Genomic DNA, 15,977 nt, shown 5'->3' with positions numbered 1-15,977 from the left:
AGCACGGCGTCCCCGCCGGTCACCTGCGGCTGCAACTGACCGCGCAGGGCGACAGCGCCACACCCGTCGTCCTGCACGCCGCGTACGTCCAGGTCGTCAGCACCCAGCCCGCGCCCAAGGGGAACGCCTACACGCCCGGCTCCGGTTGCGGCGGCAGCCTCACCCCGGCGGCCTTCGAGGTGGACCTCGACGCGTCCGCGCCCCGGGCCGTGCCCGTCCCGGCGCGGGAGGGCGAGGTCGCGACCACCACCTCGAACTTCCCCTACCGGGTCTCCGACACCGATCCGCAGGTCCTGAACATCGACGCCACCACCGGCTCCCAGGACGTCAGCTGGTACCTCGACCTGGTCTGGAGCAGCGGCGACCGCCAGGGCAAGCTCCGGGTCGACGACCACGGTCGGCCGTTCCGCACCGCGGGCCTGCGCGGCGCACCGGCCTACTTCTACAACGGGAAGGCCTGGGCCCGGACCCAGCCCGACCAGTGACGGGACAAGCGCCTCACCCCGTTCCGGAGACGACCTTGACCAGGACCTTCCCCGGATGGTCCGCCCTCCCCGCGGGTGTTCCGTGCGCAGCCGGGAGCCCTCCTCGTAGTCCTCGCGAAGGCGGCCGAACTCGCCCGGGAGGCTTCGTAACAGGACCGGACGCCGCACGGGCGTCAGGCGGGTGCGGCGCCTTAGCTTCCTCAACTCCATTATGAGGGTCATGTTCTGACGAAGACTCCGGTGATGTCGTGTCGAAATGGAATAGGCTCGCCCGGGAGCCCGTTGTCGTTGGAATGGGAACCACCCCCTCGATCAGAAGGGCCGCCCTGCCGTCCGGGAGGTCGGTCAGGCCGAGACCGCCCGTGCAGTTCGCCCCGGTGGGCAACAGCGTGCTGGACGAGCTGTCCGAGGTGCTGTTCGCCCCGCTGCCCCGCAGCGACCAGCGGGCCAAGGGCGCCCTGTACCTGCGCGGACTGATCGCGGCGCAGGGCCGCAAGTCGATCCGGAACATCGCCGCTCAGGTCGGCGGTCCCGAACTCGCGCAGAGCCTGCACCACTTCATCGCCTCCTCCACCTGGGACTGGGAGCCGGTCAGCCGGGCCCTCCAGCGCCACGCCGACAACGAACTGCGGTTCGCCGCCTGGGTGGTGCGCGCGCAGTCGATCCCCCGGAGGAGCCGGCAGGCGATCGGCGTGTGGGGGGTGGCCAGGGACGCCGCCGTGCCCGTGAAGTGGAACCTGCTGGGATCCGACGAGGAGGCCGCCGACCGCGCCGCGTCGGCGACGGCGGTGTGCGACCCGAGCGTGATCGGGCCCCGCCCGGTCGTCCTGGACGTCCCGGCCGCCTATCTGCGCCCGGTCTTCGACCGGTACGTGCGGGCGGGCGCGCCGCTGCTGTCCGCGGTGCCCGCCGACCTGCCGGTGCTGGAGCAGGGGCCGGGGCGGGGCGCCCGCCCGCTGCCCGCCGCCCGGCTGCTCCAGCTCAACCGGATGCTCGGGCGGCAGGTGGAGTGGACGGACCCGGTGACGGGTGCCGTCCGCCGGAACCTGGTCGCGGGCGTGCGGGTGGAGTGGGCGGGCCACCCGCTGCTGCTGGTGGGGCAGTGGAACGGCGGGCAGGAGCAGCCGGTCCGGTGCTGGCTGACCAATCTGCCGGCGCCTCTGGGGGTTCTGCTGCGGCTCGGCAGGCTCACCCAGCGCGTCGAGCAGGACTTCGCCGGCTCCGCGTCCCACGTGGGGACGCTCGACTACGAGGGGCGGAGCTCCGACGGCTGGCACCGGCACATGACGCTGGCGGCGGCCGCGCACGTCGCCCAGGTGGTCGCCGCCGCGCGGGCCCGCGTCCGCCCGTGGACGCACTGCATGGCCTCCACGGAGCAGATGGGCCGTCCGCTGTAGGCCTGCGCCGTCAGCGGGACGAAGCGGACACCGCGGCGGTCGAACGTCCGTCCCCGGTCCGTGTCGGGTCGCCCGGAGGTTCTGACACGGGAGCCCTGGCCGCGTCGCCCGCGCCACCCCCGGCCGACCATCATCGGACCGTGCGGATCCTGGTTGCCGGCGGTGGTGTCAGTGGTCCGGCCGCGGCGGTCGCTCTGGGGCGGAGGGGCCGGGCATCAGGCCCGGGGGAGCACCAGCGGGAGGTTGACCTCCTCCACCGCCTTGACCAGGGGGGCCAGTTCGGGGTTCCTGGCTGCCTCGTCGAGCGCCTCCCGCAGGGCGGCGTCGTTGGTCGGCCGGGCCTCCTCCAGGAGCCTCAGGCCGTCCTCCGAGACGTTGGTGTAGATGCCGCGGCGGTCGGTGGGGCACAGGTAGCGGGCGAGCAGGCCGCGGTCCTCCAACCGGGTGACCAGGCGGGTGGTGGCGCTCTGGCTGAGGACGACCGCGTCGGCGACCTGCTTCATCTGGAGGTGCCCGCCCTCGCCGTCGTGCTGGCGGCTGAGCACGTCGAGCAGCGAGTACTCGCGAACGCTCAGGTCGTGCCCGGACTGCAGGGCCCGCTCGATGTGCGCCTCGATCCTGCCGTACAGGAGGTAGAGGGCGGCCCACCCGTTGGCGAGGGAGGTCAGCGCGGGGTCCGTGGCGGTCATGAGCCCGGGTCTCCTTCCAGGTGTGACGGGGGCGGATCCGTCACGGTCCAGGATAAGCCCGGCCCAAAATATCGGCCAGAGCTTATATGGCGCGTATGCAAGTAATTGCGTCCGGGTAGCGGACCGGGCCGCGCCGGAAGCCCCCGGCGCGGCCCGGTCGCGGCCGGTCAGGCGGCCGACGGCTCGGCCGGGAGCTCGCCCGTCACGTGGATCCGGGCGACGTTGTCGTAGAAGCTCAGGTGGCCGGCGATCTCGGCGACGGAGTCCAGCGGCTCCGGGTAGCCCCAGACGACGTCGGTGCGGGCCTCGGCGGCGCCGTCCGGTCCGACGTACGACCAGTAGGAGGCCTCGCCCTTGAAGGGGCAGGTGGTGTGGGTCGCGGTGGGCTCGAAGAGGGCGAGCTCCACGTCCTCCGAGGGCAGGTAGTAGCGCGGCGGCAGGCCGGTCTCGAACAGCACCAGCGGGCGCTCGGACTTGGCCACCACGGTGCCGTCGATCTCCACCGTGACCGTCTGGGTGCTGCGGACGGTCACCACGCGGTGCTTCTGGTCCGGGTTCGGCATCGGGTACTCCTTCGATTCGGGTCGGGCGACGGCTTCGATCGCCTTGTGAAACGCCGATCCATCGTGATCCGATACCCGTTGGCCGGGGTTGACTTCGGCGAAAGTCGGCGGGATCCGGCGGGCGGGCCCGAGCGGGGATGCTACGGCCGTGCTCCGTCGGAGACGATCTCCAGCGACGTGTGCTCCGCCGTGACGCTGAGACCGGCGTTCAGCCCTCCGGCGGCCAGCCGGGGGACGGCCGGATGGGCCGGGGCGGCGTCGGGCCGCTGGCTCGCGATCTGCGCGCGCACCCATGCCTTCTGGTCCTCCGTGGCCTGGCCCTTGAGGACGATGTCCAGGGCCTCCGTCAGCTCCGTGACCGACGCATCGTCAGCCTGGCCTCGGGACAGGACGGCGATCGTGCGCGGGTTGCCCTCGTGGTCGGCGCGTATCTCGATGCTGATGGTGTGGCCGTCCGGCAGCTTCTTCAGCGCCTGGTAGCACACGTGGTCGGGGAGGGTGCCAGGGACGCCCTCGATCTGCTGGGTGATGAAGTCGAGGCCCCAGTGGTCCTTGAACCGCTGCACCAGGTCGGTGTCCTTGACCGAGGTGATCGCGGCGCTTCGCCAACGGGGCGGCTGCAGCCCGGCCGCGGCCGGTGCGTTCGGTGCCGGCTTCCCGCTCGCGGTCGCGCCGTCCTTTCCACCCTTGGCCGCACCACCGTCAGCGGTTCCGGCCGCTGGGGCCGGGGAATCCGCGGCGGCCGGGGTCTGGGGCGTGACGGGCCCCGACGCCGCCGCGGACGACCCTGCAGCCGAGGCCGGCTTCGTGTCGGAGGCGCAGCCGGCGAGGGGGAGCGTCAGGGCCACGGCCAGGACGGGCAGGGCGACTCGGCTTCGGCGCCTGGAGTGAGTCACGTGAGGGGCCTCTCGATTGACGGGCCGGGGCGGCTTCCGTGCCGCTCCGGCGGTGGAACCGACCGGCCGGGGGCGGGATCCGCCCCCGGCCGGGTACTACTGTGCGGGTGTTCCTCGGCGGTCGTCCGTCACGGGGTGAAGGCGACGGCGTCGATCGCGATGTCGGGACCGCTGAAGTCCGAGCCGTCCACCAGGTTGCTCACCTGGACGCGGGCGCCGGAGCACAGGATCGTCTTGGCCCCGCCGAGCTGGTACCAGTTCTGCCCCAGGCTCTTGGTCTGGGACTGGTCCAGTGTGGTGACGGACGGCACGAGGCCGTTCGCGCCGCAGCCCGAGTAGATCAGGTACGGCACGTTGGGTGCCTGTGCACCATGGCTTGGCAGGTGGACGAAGATCCGGTACGCGGTGTCCGGCAGGTCGGGCGACCAGGTGGCCACCACGCGGTGCGAGATGTTGATGGGCACCTGCGGGGCCTTCATCAGGTACTGGTAGTACTGCGGCTGCGTCCCCGTGGTGTTGGAGTACGTGTGCGTGAAGTACATGCGGCCACCGTAGCCCGCGCCGAACTGGTGCAGGTCGATCTGGGCGAGGTAGGCCGCGTGCGAGTAGTTGTCGCCGGTGCGAAGGGTGAACTTGCCGCCCTTCTCCTGGTTGCCGTTGCAGCCGTAGGCGTTCTTGTCGGGGGAGAACTGCGTGTACACCACCACCGTCTTGACGGCGTCCCAGCCCGATGGCAGGGCGCAGTCCGGCTTCGGGTAGCGGGCGACCATCGCCGGCTCCGGGTCGGAGGCGGAGTACGCGAGCTTCTGCGTGGACGCGTTCAGGTCGCTGGTGTTGTCGATCCAGGAGACGGCCGGCCCCGGGTACCAGCAGCTGCTGTTGAGCGCGGGGCAGCCCGTCCCCGGGGTGCAGTGGTTGGTCGACCCGCAGAACAGCGAGTAGTTGCTGGGCAGGTTGAGGGAGTGCAGGACCGAGAAGTTCGGCTGGGCGTAGGCCATGTTGCCCTTGTAGTCGTTCTGCGGGCGCTCGGCCCAGCCGAGCACCTTCTCCTGGTACGGCCAGTTGGCGGGCTTGGCCGCGTCCCCGTAGGACGCCCGTAGGAAGCCCTGACGGTTGGAGGGGTAGATCGGGTTGGACGGGTTGTTGCGGTAGCCGAGGCCGTAGTAGCCACTCGGGTCCGAACCCGGCTGGTAGAAGCCGGAGTTGTAGATCCACAGCGCCAGGTACCAGTTCTCGATGAACCGGGGGTCTCCGCCGTTCGGCAGCAGACCGGCCTTGCGGACGATCTCCCACTTGTCTTCGAGCATCTGGAGGGCGGCGGCGATGTTGGCGGCGTAGTCCGTCGCGATCGCGGTCCTCTGGGCCGGTGTCCAGGGCTTGGTGTCGGCGGCGGCCATGCCGTCGGTGATCTGGGCGATGCCGTAACCGCAGTCGCCCTTGCTGTAGTTGATGGCGACCGGGGTGGTGCGGTTGGCGGCGGCGTCGGCCGCGGTGCGCAGGAGGTTGTCGTTGCCGTAGTAGACGCCCATCAGCGGGTTGCCGGAGTCACCGGCGACGGCGTGCCAGGTCGCCTGGGACAGGTTGCTCTCCTGGGCGACCAGACCGAGCAGCACCTGGGCGGGGACCAGGCCCTTCTGCTTGTTCGGGCCGATGCCCGGCTCCGGGAACATGGCCTGGATCGAGTACGCGGGCTGCCCGGTGCCCAGGTAGCCCTTGGGCCGCTGGATGTCCAGGGTGCTGGTGACCGCCCGGTCCACCGCCCACTGGACCATCGCCGGAGTGGGCTGCATGGCCTGGTTGTTGGGGTCGTTGCGCCTGACGGCACACTTGGGGGTGGACCAGTTGGGCTCGGTGGCGGGGTTGGCGCTGGCGGGGCCGCCGGTGACGTCGCCCCAGGAGCTGATGTCCTGGCCCGTCTGGGCCATGGGTGCGGCGGCCGGTGCCTGCTTGGGTCCGTCGGCCGGTGCCTGCTCGAGTCCGCCGACCGCGTCGGTGAGCAGCCTCGGTGCCGACGGGTTCGTGGTGACCGCGCCGGTGATCCGGGCGCCGCTGTGCATGGCGCGCACCCGGGCCGTCACCTGGGGCACGTCGGCCTCGGAGCCCGCGCCGAAGCTCACCGCACGGGTCACCCACGCGGGCTGAACGTCCTCGGCGGCGAGGTGGCCCTGCTGCGACAGGGCGGCGACCGGCTTCTCCGCCGGGAGTGCGACGGGCGCCTCGGCGGCGCCCTTCTTCAGCCCGCCGGTCTCGCCCACCAGGGCGTTGCGCCCGTCACCGAGCCGGAACAGCTGCAGCCGGTCCAGCGGAGCGTCGCCCAGGCCGGTCAGCCCGTTCGGCGTCCAGTGCTCCGCGACGGCCCGCTGCTCCTTGGCGGACAGCAGGTCAAGGCCGCCGTCGGGGGCGGCGTTCAGGGTGAAGACCCGGCCGGCGGGCGAGGCGACCTTCTCGGTGCCCCCGTCGCCGCCGATGCGCACCACGGAGCCGTCGGCCACGCCGAAGTCGCCCTTGGCGGACGGCGCCAGGTTGGTGATCTGCTGATCGCTGCGCACCGTCGAGGTGACCTTCGCGGTCGCCGCGTCCACCGCGAGGACCTCGGTCGTGCGGCCCTCCGGGCCGCTGTAGCGGCTGAGCAGGACGCGCTCGCCCGCGCCGCAGGCCGGCGCGAAGTAGGCCAGGGAGACGCGGGCGGCGATCTGCCGGGCCTGGCCGGTGGTGGTGTCCACCACGGCGGCGTAGCCGCCGCCGTCCACGCCCTCGGCCCGGTTGGCTGCCGCCGTCGGCGCGTAGACGGCCACCGCGTACCGTCCGGATCCCGTGACGCAGAGGTTGCCGCTCCAGGTGCCGCCCTCGGGCAGCGGGGCGGTCAGGGTGGCGAGGGTGTCCCAGGCGAAGGCCTTGTTCTCCTGGGCGCGGTAGATGTGGAAGCCGGTGTCGTCACCGGCCGCGGTGATCAGCTGGTCCGTCGACGTCCGCCAGCCCTTGCCCAGGTTGCCGTCCGGGGACGGCACGGCGGCGTCGGCCACGACGTTCGGGCCGGAGGGGGCGGGGGTCGGTTGGGCGCCGGCCTGGGGGAGCGCGGTGGTGGCGAGGACCGCGGCGGTCAGGGCGCCGGTGGTCAGGACCCGGCGGGAGCGCCGGATCGGCGAGCGGAAGGGGTGTCGGGCCATCAGAACCACTCCCCGCAGACCGAGCCCAGCTCGTCATCGGAGCCGGTGGGGCTCGGGGGGTTGAAGCGGTCCCGGTCCTCGGTCGAGAACTGGTCACAGACCCGGACGGACTTGCGGTAGTCCCTCATGATCGACCTGGCGGTGTACGGGTAGGTCGCCTTGTACTCGTAGGTCAGGCCCCAGCCTGTTTCGACCCCGCCCTCCGGATCGATGCTCCACAACCGCGCGGTCCATTCGTTCGAACCCCGCTTGACGGTCGCTTCCTCCCAGACCGCGCCGCAGGCCCGGGAGCGCATCAGCCGCACGGACGCGTTCGGGCCCAGGATCTCCTGGAGCAACTCCTCGTCGGCGGTGCAGCCCGAGGCCACCGGGTCGGCGCCGTCGCAGTTGCTGTACTTGCAGTCCGGGGCCGCGTGGGCGGGCGTCGCCGGCAGGACGGCGACCATCGCCAGGACCACGCCGGTGAGTGCTCTCGCTAATGAGCGCACCAGATCACTCCTTATTCAACTGATTCGGGGAACGGCAGCAGGCCCGCGGTTGAATTCAATGACCGATATTCCTGTCAATCGATTTTTCAATGACGCACGGGTCGCATGCATATCTTTGTGATGTTGACCACGGGTCGTCAAGGATGACTATCGGCCACGATTGACTACTTTTCGACAGTTTTCCGTGAGGCCGCGACGCCCCCGGGGCGGGCTGCTGTAATGATCGGCGGGCTTCACGGGGGGTTTATTCGGCGCTTTCTTTTCGGCGTGGAGGGAATGCCGAGAACACTCTCCCCGGCCGTTGCCCGGCCCGGACAAGGGCCGCAATTCGAGGTGTCGTCTCCAGGGCGCTCGACCGATCGGTACGTGCCGCAATCACCGTCGGGCGCCCGATCGGCATGCGCGAAAACGCACCGGGACGCGAGACCCGAGACACGAGACCCCGCCACACGAAAGACCGGGAGGTTCCGTGGTCCACCGACCACGCAAGGCCGTCATCGCGGCCGCGTTCACCCTGTTGACCGGCATGGCCGTCGCGACACCCGCGACGGCCGTGCCCGACATACCGACCCCGCGACAGCAGGCCCCGCAGCAGCAGACCCCGGCGCCCGCCGACCAGCAGCGGACACCCTCCAAGGTGACCGACCCCGACGCCTCCCTGCCGGCGGGCTGGCGCGACTCGGACGACCGGGCGGTGACGCTCGCCGGCGACGACAGCGGGCTGCACGTCCTGGCCGCCGAGAGCGGTCAGGCCTACCAGTGGCGCACGGTGGCCACGCTGTCGGAACCGGGCTTCAACACCGACCTGTGGATCGGCAACTCCTGCGTCACCGGCTCCGGGCAGCGGGCCGTCGTGGTGTACGCCCCACGGCAGTTCGTCAACAAGCCCGAGCTGCTGCAGCGCGGCGGCTTCGCGGCGGTCGTGGACCTCGCCTCGGGCGCGGTGACCAAGCTGCCCGAGACGGTCTCGCTCGCCTACTTCGACCCCGGCTGCGGTGTGGACGAGACGGCGGTGCTCACTCAGAACGGGGACGGCGACCTCGGCTCGACGCGGCTGCTGACCGTCGACGCCGCCGCCGGCAGGATCCTCAAGACGGTCACCGTGGAGGGGCAGGTCACCTCGGCCGTGCCCACCCGTGACGGCGTGGTCGGCGCGTCCGGCGCGAAGCTCAGCCGCATCGACGACTCCGGGCACGGCACCGAGCTGGCCACCACCTCGGGTGCGGCGGGCAACGTCCACCCGGACAAGGACGGCGGCGTCGCCTTCATCGACCACGCCGACGGCCGCGCGGCGGTCAAGCGCCTCGCCGACGGGCAGGTGTCCACCCTGGCGCAGGCCCCGACCGGCGAGGTCGCCCTGCAGCCGGGCGCGGGCGGCAGGCTGTTCGTCACCGGCAAGCCGGAGCAGGTCGCCCCGCTGCCGGGCGTCGTCACCGCGCTGCCCGTGCCGGTGGACGCCGTGGTGTCCACCAAGGGCGCCATCGCCGTCGACGAGTCCCTCTCCAGCAGTGCGCGCGGCCTCGCGGCCCACCCGTTGCGGGCACCGGAGGACGGTGCCCCCGTGCTGGTCGAGGTGAAGGCCGAAGTCCCCTCCACCGGCAAGAAGTTGGACTTCTCCGTCGCGCCGGACGGCGCGGACCGGGGGAAGGGCGCCGCCGGCTCGCCTGCCCTGGAGAGCGGCGCGGCCGCCCCCGCGGGCACCGGCAAGCAGCCGAAGGCGCTCGCCGCCCCGGCCCTCGGCGCGGGCGACAACGCCTTCGACACGGTCGACGAGGACCGCACCTGCTCCGTGCCCCGCAACGACCCGGCCCAGCAGGCCTACCAGCCGACCCCCAACCAGGTCGAGTGGGCCGTCGACATGGCCGTGCGCGGCCAGTTGACCGGGAGCTGGGTCCGTCAGGGTGGCTGGCGGACCAAGACCGGCCTGGGCTTCGTCGACCCGCAGGCGATGTTCCCGCTGCCCGCGCTGACCGGAGCCCCCAACGCCCACATCCCGCCGCAGGTCCTGCTCGGCGTCCTCGCCCAGGAGTCCAACCTCTGGCAGGCCGAGGGCGGCGCGCTTCCGGGTCAGACCGGCAACCCGCTCACCGGCGGCTTCTACGGCCACCCGAAGGCCGACCCGGCCCGCCCGCAGGACGTGTGGCAGATCAGGTGGGACAAGGTCGACTGCGGCTACGGCATCGGCCAGCAGACCGACGGCATGCACGGCCCGACCGGGCTGCGCACCGGTGACGTCGTCTGGCCCTACGACAAGCAGAAGGCCGTCGGGCTGGACTACACCTCCAACATCGCGGCCGCCGCCAGGACCCTGGCCGAGAAGTGGAACGAGCTCCACGACCCGGCCCTGCCGGTCCCCATGAAGATCAACGACGACGACCCGTCCGCGATCGAGAACTGGTTCACCGCCGCCTGGAACTACAACTCGGGCTTCAACAAGTACGACCCCGCCACGCCGTTCACCCGCTGGGGCCTGGGCTACCTCAACAACCCGGCCAACCCGATCTACCAGCCGGACCGCAAGCCCTTCCTGGACGGCAACCACTACGCGGACGCCGCCCACCCCCAGTACTGGCCCTACCAGGAGAAGGTGCTCGGCTGGGCGGCCTGGCCGATCGACACCGGCCGCTCCTACGACGACAACGGCGTCCAGAACAAGGGCAACACCGCTGGCTACTCGGCGGCCTGGTGGACGAACGAGTTCCAGAAGTCCGGCGTGAAGCCGCCGCTGGAGGCGTTCTGCAACACGAACAACGGCTGCGACCCGAAGAACCCGCCGCGCTGCGAGATCGACCACCTCGGTCCGACCTGCGACCCGCCGTACTGGTACCACGGCCCGGCGTCGTGGAAGACCTGCTCCGACGGCAGCTGCGGCCACGAGTACCTGACGTACAAGACCCTGCGGACGGAACCGGGCAACGGCAACAGCGGCGCCCCGAACTGCGCCGCGCCGCCGTCCGGTTCGCTGGTCATCGACTCGGTCTCGGGCCAGGCGCCGCCCATGCGCGACGGCTGCACCCGCACCTGGACCAACGCGGGGACGCTCAGCTTCAACTTCCAGTCGGACGTGGACAACCACTACGAGGCCAAGGCGGACCTGCACCAGATCGGCGGCGGCTACGGCGCGCACTTCTGGTACGCCCACACGCGCAGCGACGCCACCTCCGTCTCCCCGTCGACGGTCTCCCTGAAGGCGCCGCCGAACCCGTACGGCACCATGGCGATCACGGGCACCTGGAAGCTCAGCCAGCGGACCAAGGGGTGGACCAGGGTCTTCGTCCACCTGCCCGACACCGGTTCGCAGACCCAGCAGGCGATCTACACCGTCCACGTCGGTGACGGGACGACCCGCAACCGCATCCTCAACGTCGTCTCCAACAGCAACCACTGGGTGAGCCTGGGCGTCTTCCAGTTCGTCGACGGAGGCGACTTCCAGGGGGTCCAGCTGTCCAACTACACGCCGGACGGCGACGCCGTGGAGGACGTGGCCTGGGACGCGGCCGCGTTCCAGCCGCTGCCCGACAAGCCGAAGGACGTCGTTGTCCAGATGGGCGACTCCTACTCCTCCGGCGAGGGCGCCCAGCCGTACATCTACGGCACCGACATGGGGCCGTACGCCGACATCAACTCGCAGACCTCGCCCGGACGGTCCTGGAACGCCTGCCGCCGCAGCGTCAACTCCTGGGTGCGACAGACCGTCATCCCCGGCCGTCCCGCCAGCATCGGGGCCATGGCGGACAGCCTGGACACCAACCTCGACTACCACTCGGTGGCCTGCTCGGGTGCCTACACCTGGCAGATGGACACGATCGGGAGCAAGAACTGGGGGACGCTGGGACAGCACCACGAAGTCACCCAGCTCGACTCGGGCTTCCTCGACGACAGCACCACGCTCGTCGTCCTGAACGCGGGCGGCAACGACTCCGGCTTCGCCGGCACCGTCAAGGACTGCGCCCTGTTCAGCTGCCCCTCCGACGCGAAGGTCAAGGGTGACATCGACAACACCGCCACCCCGCTGAAGGAGCTGATCAGGCACATCAACGAGAGGGCCCCGAAGGCCAAGATCATCCTGCTCGGCTATCCGAAGCTCTTCGACGAGACCGGTGTGATCACCAGTGTGTGCTCGGTCATGACCGGGGGCGCGGCGATCTCCCTGAACAGGTGGGCCGACTACATGAAGGAATCCCAGCAGAAGGCCGTCGCCGAGTTGCAGAGCGGGGACAAGCCCCTGCCGGTCACCTTCTACTCGCCGATGACCGAGTTCCTGTACCGGGGTGTCTGCGGTTCGATCCCGGGCATCAACGACCTGGTGTCCGCGCCGACGACCAAGGGCGGCGGCGACTTCTCCTGCCCCGGTAACCCGGTGTGCCCGAGCATGGAGTCCTACCACCCGAACAACTCCGGGACGAAGCAGTACGCCCTGGCCCTCACCAACGCCCTGAAGGCCGCCGGGTACTGACACCCCGACCGGCCGTCCGACCCGCCGGGGCCCGCACGGGGCCCCGGCCCTTTTCCGATGGGATCAGATGAAAGTCGTCCGCTGGGTGATGATCGTGCTCGCCGCCCTCGTGGCGCTGGCGATCGCGGCCGTCGTCGTGACCGTCCACAACGACCGGGCCGAGACCGAGGAACGCCGGAAGCAGGCGGCGGCCGGGGCCGAGGCGAGCGCTCGGACGTACGCGGCCAGGCTCGCCCCGGTCTTCGAATCCGGGCCGCAGACGGTCGACTCGCTGGAGGCGCTCGCCCGGGGCACGGCGGTGCACGTCGTCACCGCCGCCGTCGGGAAGGGAGCCTCCGTCCAGGTCGGCGTGAGGGCGGACGAGACGTACCCGGCCGGGTGGGGCCTCGGTGAGGAGACCGTGTGCCTGCTGGCCGAGCTCTCCCGCAGCGGCGGCCCGGTCACGGCGCAGGTGTCCGTCGTCCCGTGCACGCGGATCCCCGACGCCACGACCCGTTCCGAGACCTTCAGCGTGGGCTGAACCCGCCGCTGCCGGGGCGTGGCTCCCGCACCCGGCGGCGGGCCCGCTCGATCAGCCTGCGGGTCGCCGCCGTGGGCTGTTCGAGGGTCGTCGCGATCTGGTCGACGGGCAGGTGGAACAGGTCGCGCATCACGAAGGAGACCCGCTCGTCCGGGGTGAGACCGTCCAGCGCGGTCGGCGCGGCCGGGGGTGCGGTGCGGACGCGCAGGAGGTCCAGGCAGACCCGGCTGACCACCGTGGTCAGCCAGGCGCCCAGGTCGTCCACCTCGTCCGGGTTGATGCGGTTGAACCTGATCCAGGTCTCCCGCACGGCCTCCTCGGACTCCGCGTGCGACCCCAGCACCCGGTACGCGACGGCCCTCAGGTGCGGCCGGAAGCGCTCGAACTGCTCTGCCAGCCCGTCGTGTTCGGGCAGCCGGTCGTGGTCGGGCACGGTCACACCCCTCGGTCGCCGGAGGTTTTCACCCGCAGGGCGCCAGGAGGCGGCCTCGCGTTCGCTCCGTGGACCTTACTCGGAGTGCGGGGTGATCACACTGCGTATCGCCGATATCGGGGCGGACTTCGTGCGTGATGCGCCCGGCCGCCAGGACGCGCCGTGGGGGTGGGTCCAGCCCCACCCCCGGCCGGGGGCGCAGGTGGATTCTTCCGGAGCCCCGCCGTCCCTAGCGTTGATCACGTGCCGCCCCGAGCGGGGGCGGCCGTGGACATGAGGGGAGGACGAGGTGCGGGCAACGGCGCGCGTGGGGCAGGGCCCCCGGGCGGGGACGGTCGAAGGGGCTCCGGCGCTGCGGCTGTCGGGACTGCGCAAGCGGTTCGGGTCGTTCGCCGCGGTGGACGGGGTCGACCTGGTCGTACCGCGCGGATCGTTCTACGGGCTGGTCGGGCCCAACGGCGCGGGCAAGACCACCTCGGTGTCGATGGCCGTCGGCCTGCTGCGGCCGGACGCCGGGAGCTCGGCGATCCTCGGGGTCGACGTGTGGAGCGACCCGGTGCGGGCCAAGGCCCTGGTCGGGGTGCTTCCGGACGGCATGATGCTGCCCGAGCGCCTCACCGGGCCCGAACTGCTGCACTACCTGGGCCGGTTGCGCGGCCTGCCGGCCCGCACCGCGGACGACCGGGCCGAGGAACTGCTGACCGTCCTGGAACTGGACGGCGCCGAGCACACCCCCGTCATCGACTACTCCACCGGGATGCGCAAGAAGATCGGCCTGGCCACCGCCCTGCTGCACGGCCCCCGGCTGCTGGTGCTGGACGAACCCTTCGAGGCCGTCGACCCGGTGTCCGCCGCCACCATCCGGGCCATCCTGCGCCGCTTCGTCGCCTCCGGTGGCTCGGTGGTCCTCTCCAGCCACGTGATGGCCCTGGTCGAGCAACTCTGCGACCACGTCGGCGTGATCGCCCACGGCAGGGTCCTGGCGGCCGGCCCGGTCGACGAGGTCCGCGCCGGGCGCGGCCTCGAAGAGACCTTCGTCGAACTGGTCGGCGCCCGCGGCGGGGGAACGGAGGGGCTGTCGTGGTTGGCGTCCTGACCGGGATGAAACTGGCCGTCCTGCGGCGGTCGATGTCCGGCCCCCGGGCCGCGAGCCTGATCCTCGGGGCGCTCACCGGCACCCTCGCGGCCGTCGGCACCGCGCTGCTCGGCCTGGCGGACTTCCCCACCCCCGAGGCCGGGGTCGGCGTGGTCGCCGCCGTGCTGCTGCTGTGGACGGCCGGCTGGGCGCTCGGCCCGACCGTCACCGGCGGCGACCCCACCCTGCGGCTCGACTACTTCACCCTGGTGCCGCAGCGCCCGCGCACCCTCGCCCTCGGACTGCTCGGCGCCTCCTTCGTCGGCATCGCCCCGCTGGTCAGCCTGGTCGCCTTCACGGTGCTGCCCGTCTTCGGCGCCGGGCTGGGGCCGCTGCCCGCCCTGGTCGCCGTCCCGGCGCTGCTGCTGCACCTGCTGTTCGTGGTGGTGCTGTCCAAGCTCACCCTGCTGGCCCTCGGCGGCGCGGCCCGCTCACGGCTCGGCCGGGAACTGTCCGCGCTGCTGCTCGGCCTCGTCATCGGCTTCCTCAACACCGGCTGGTTCGCGATCGGCTTCTTCCTCCGGCTGCTCACCGGCGAGTGGGCCGCCGGCGTCGGGACCGCCGTACGGGCGCTGCCCTCGGGCTGGTCGGCGGTCGCCGTCGATGCCGCCCGGCGCTCCGACTGGGCCCTGGTCGCGGCCTGCCTGGGCGGACTGCTCGCCCTCTCCGCGCTGCTGTTCGCGGCCTCCACCGCCCTGCTCGCCCGGCAGTTGGCGCGCGGTACCACCGGGGGACGCCCGGCCGCCGCCCGGCCCTCCGCCCCTTTGCGGGGTGCCCTGCCGAGGGCCGGCCTGCTCAGGGCCGCCCTCCTGAGGGCCGCCCTTCTGAGGGCCGTCCCCGACACGGCCTCCGGCGCCGTCCTCGGCAAGGAACTGCGCCTGTGGGCGCGCGACCCGCGCCGGGCCCGCGCCCTGCGGGCCGCGCTGTGGACCGGCGTGTTCACCGGCCTGCTCCCACTGCTCGGCGGCTTCGACACCCTGCTGCCGTGGACCGGCGTGGTCGCCGCGCTGTTCGCCGGCTCGCTGTGCGCCAACCTGTACGGGCTGGACGCCGGAGCGCTCTGGCTGACCCTGGTCGTCCCCGGCGCCGAACGCGTCGACGTCCGGGCCCGGCAACTGGCCTGGCTGACCGTCGTCGCCCCGGCCGCCCTGCTGCTCACCGCGGCCGCGTCCGCCGTCGCCCCGCCCGGGCGCGCCTGGCCCTGGCTGCTCGCCGTCCTGCCCGCCGTCCTCGGCGCCGGGGCCGGACTGGTGCCGCTGATGTCCGTGCTCGGCCCCGCGCCCTCCCCGGACCGGCCCGGCGGCAACCCGCTGGACGCCTTCGGCGACGAGAGCGCCGACCAGAGCAGGATGCAGGGCCTCGCCGTCCTGCTGCTCCAACTCCTCGCCGCCCTGCCCGCCGCCGGCGTCGTCCTGGCCGGCACGCTGCTGCACAGCGCCCCGCTGCGCTGGGCCGGGGCGGCGGCGGGCCTCGGCACCGGGCTGCTGTCCGCGGGGTGGCTCGGCCGGGCGGCCCGGCGGCGGCTGGAGGCCGACGGACCGGAGCTGCTCGACGTGATGCGCAAGGGCGTCCGACGGGCGCCGACGGCCCCGGGGGAGCGGGGCGCCCAGGACCGGCTCCCACGCGGCCGCGCGGCGGCGGTCGGACTGCTGACCACCGCCGGGATCCTGGGCGTGGCCCCGCAGGGCGCGGTGGCGATGGGGATGTCGTTCCTCGCGCCGACCAACCGGGTCTGGTTCGCGGCGATG

Annotated in this window: 11 protein-coding genes and 1 pseudogene; 6 read left to right on the top strand and 6 right to left on the bottom strand. The window is 72.3% G+C overall.

Features of this window, described 5'->3' with window-relative positions; genetic code table 11:
- A pseudogene (locus J0670_RS10620) lies at positions 1-485 on the top strand (transcriptional regulator); the annotation flags it as partial.
- Between the two features lie 362 nt (positions 486-847).
- Positions 848-1,882 carry a transposase gene (locus J0670_RS39860; protein ID WP_207811231.1) on the top strand — a complete coding sequence of 345 codons (1,035 nt, stop codon included), beginning with the start codon at positions 848-850 and terminating at the stop codon, positions 1,880-1,882.
- Between the two features lie 215 nt (positions 1,883-2,097).
- On the opposite strand, the gene J0670_RS10610 is transcribed toward J0670_RS39860, so the two are convergent.
- From J0670_RS10610 to J0670_RS10590, 5 genes are all read right to left on the bottom strand, one after another.
- Complete coding sequence (locus J0670_RS10610) at positions 2,098-2,571, bottom strand: MarR family winged helix-turn-helix transcriptional regulator (RefSeq protein WP_207811230.1); 474 nt, start codon at positions 2,569-2,571, stop codon at positions 2,098-2,100.
- A gap of 167 nt (positions 2,572-2,738) precedes the next feature.
- Complete coding sequence (locus tag J0670_RS10605; RefSeq protein WP_207811229.1) at positions 2,739-3,134, bottom strand: DUF427 domain-containing protein; 396 nt, start codon at positions 3,132-3,134, stop codon at positions 2,739-2,741.
- A 140-nt stretch (positions 3,135-3,274) separates the two neighbouring features.
- Positions 3,275-3,700 (bottom strand): hypothetical protein, encoded by a 426-nt coding sequence (locus J0670_RS10600; RefSeq protein ID WP_207811228.1) that lies wholly within the window; start codon positions 3,698-3,700, stop codon positions 3,275-3,277.
- A gap of 458 nt (positions 3,701-4,158) precedes the next feature.
- On the bottom strand, positions 4,159-7,197 hold the full coding sequence (locus J0670_RS10595) for a hypothetical protein (protein ID WP_207811227.1): 3,039 nt from the start codon (positions 7,195-7,197) through the stop codon (positions 4,159-4,161).
- Complete coding sequence (locus J0670_RS10590; protein WP_207811226.1) at positions 7,197-7,685, bottom strand: DUF2690 domain-containing protein; 489 nt, start codon at positions 7,683-7,685, stop codon at positions 7,197-7,199. The genes J0670_RS10595 and J0670_RS10590 overlap by 1 nt, the downstream gene beginning before the upstream one ends.
- 469 nt (positions 7,686-8,154) lie before the next feature.
- Here J0670_RS10590 and J0670_RS40210 point away from each other — a divergent pair, with 469 nt between their 5' ends.
- Positions 8,155-12,141 carry a GDSL-type esterase/lipase family protein gene (locus tag J0670_RS40210; protein ID WP_207811225.1) on the top strand — a complete coding sequence of 1,329 codons (3,987 nt, stop codon included), beginning with the start codon at positions 8,155-8,157 and terminating at the stop codon, positions 12,139-12,141.
- Positions 12,142-12,208: 67 nt separating this feature from the next.
- Positions 12,209-12,661: a hypothetical protein gene (locus tag J0670_RS10580; RefSeq protein WP_207811224.1), complete on the top strand. Its 453-nt coding sequence runs from the start codon at positions 12,209-12,211 to the stop codon at positions 12,659-12,661.
- On the opposite strand, the gene J0670_RS10575 is transcribed toward J0670_RS10580, so the two are convergent.
- Positions 12,648-13,094, bottom strand: a complete 447-nt coding sequence (locus J0670_RS10575; RefSeq protein ID WP_307806468.1) for a sigma factor — start codon at positions 13,092-13,094, stop codon at positions 12,648-12,650. The two genes, J0670_RS10580 and J0670_RS10575, sit on opposite strands and share 14 nt — an antisense overlap.
- A 289-nt stretch (positions 13,095-13,383) precedes the next feature.
- Between J0670_RS10575 and J0670_RS10570 the strand changes: the two genes are divergently transcribed.
- Entirely contained in the window at positions 13,384-14,190 is an 807-nt protein-coding gene (locus J0670_RS10570; RefSeq protein ID WP_307806467.1) for an ABC transporter ATP-binding protein, read from the top strand.
- Positions 14,175-15,977, top strand: a 1,803-nt coding sequence (locus J0670_RS10565) for a hypothetical protein (RefSeq protein ID WP_207811222.1), incomplete at its 3' end; no start/stop codon positions are given. The genes J0670_RS10570 and J0670_RS10565, both read left to right, overlap by 16 nt.

It is taken from the genome of Streptomyces sp. FH025 (assembly GCF_017427025.1).
Taxonomy (GTDB): domain Bacteria; phylum Actinomycetota; class Actinomycetes; order Streptomycetales; family Streptomycetaceae; genus Kitasatospora.
Note: the sequence above shows the minus strand (reverse complement) of the source record. Positions and strands in the feature narration are given on the sequence as shown.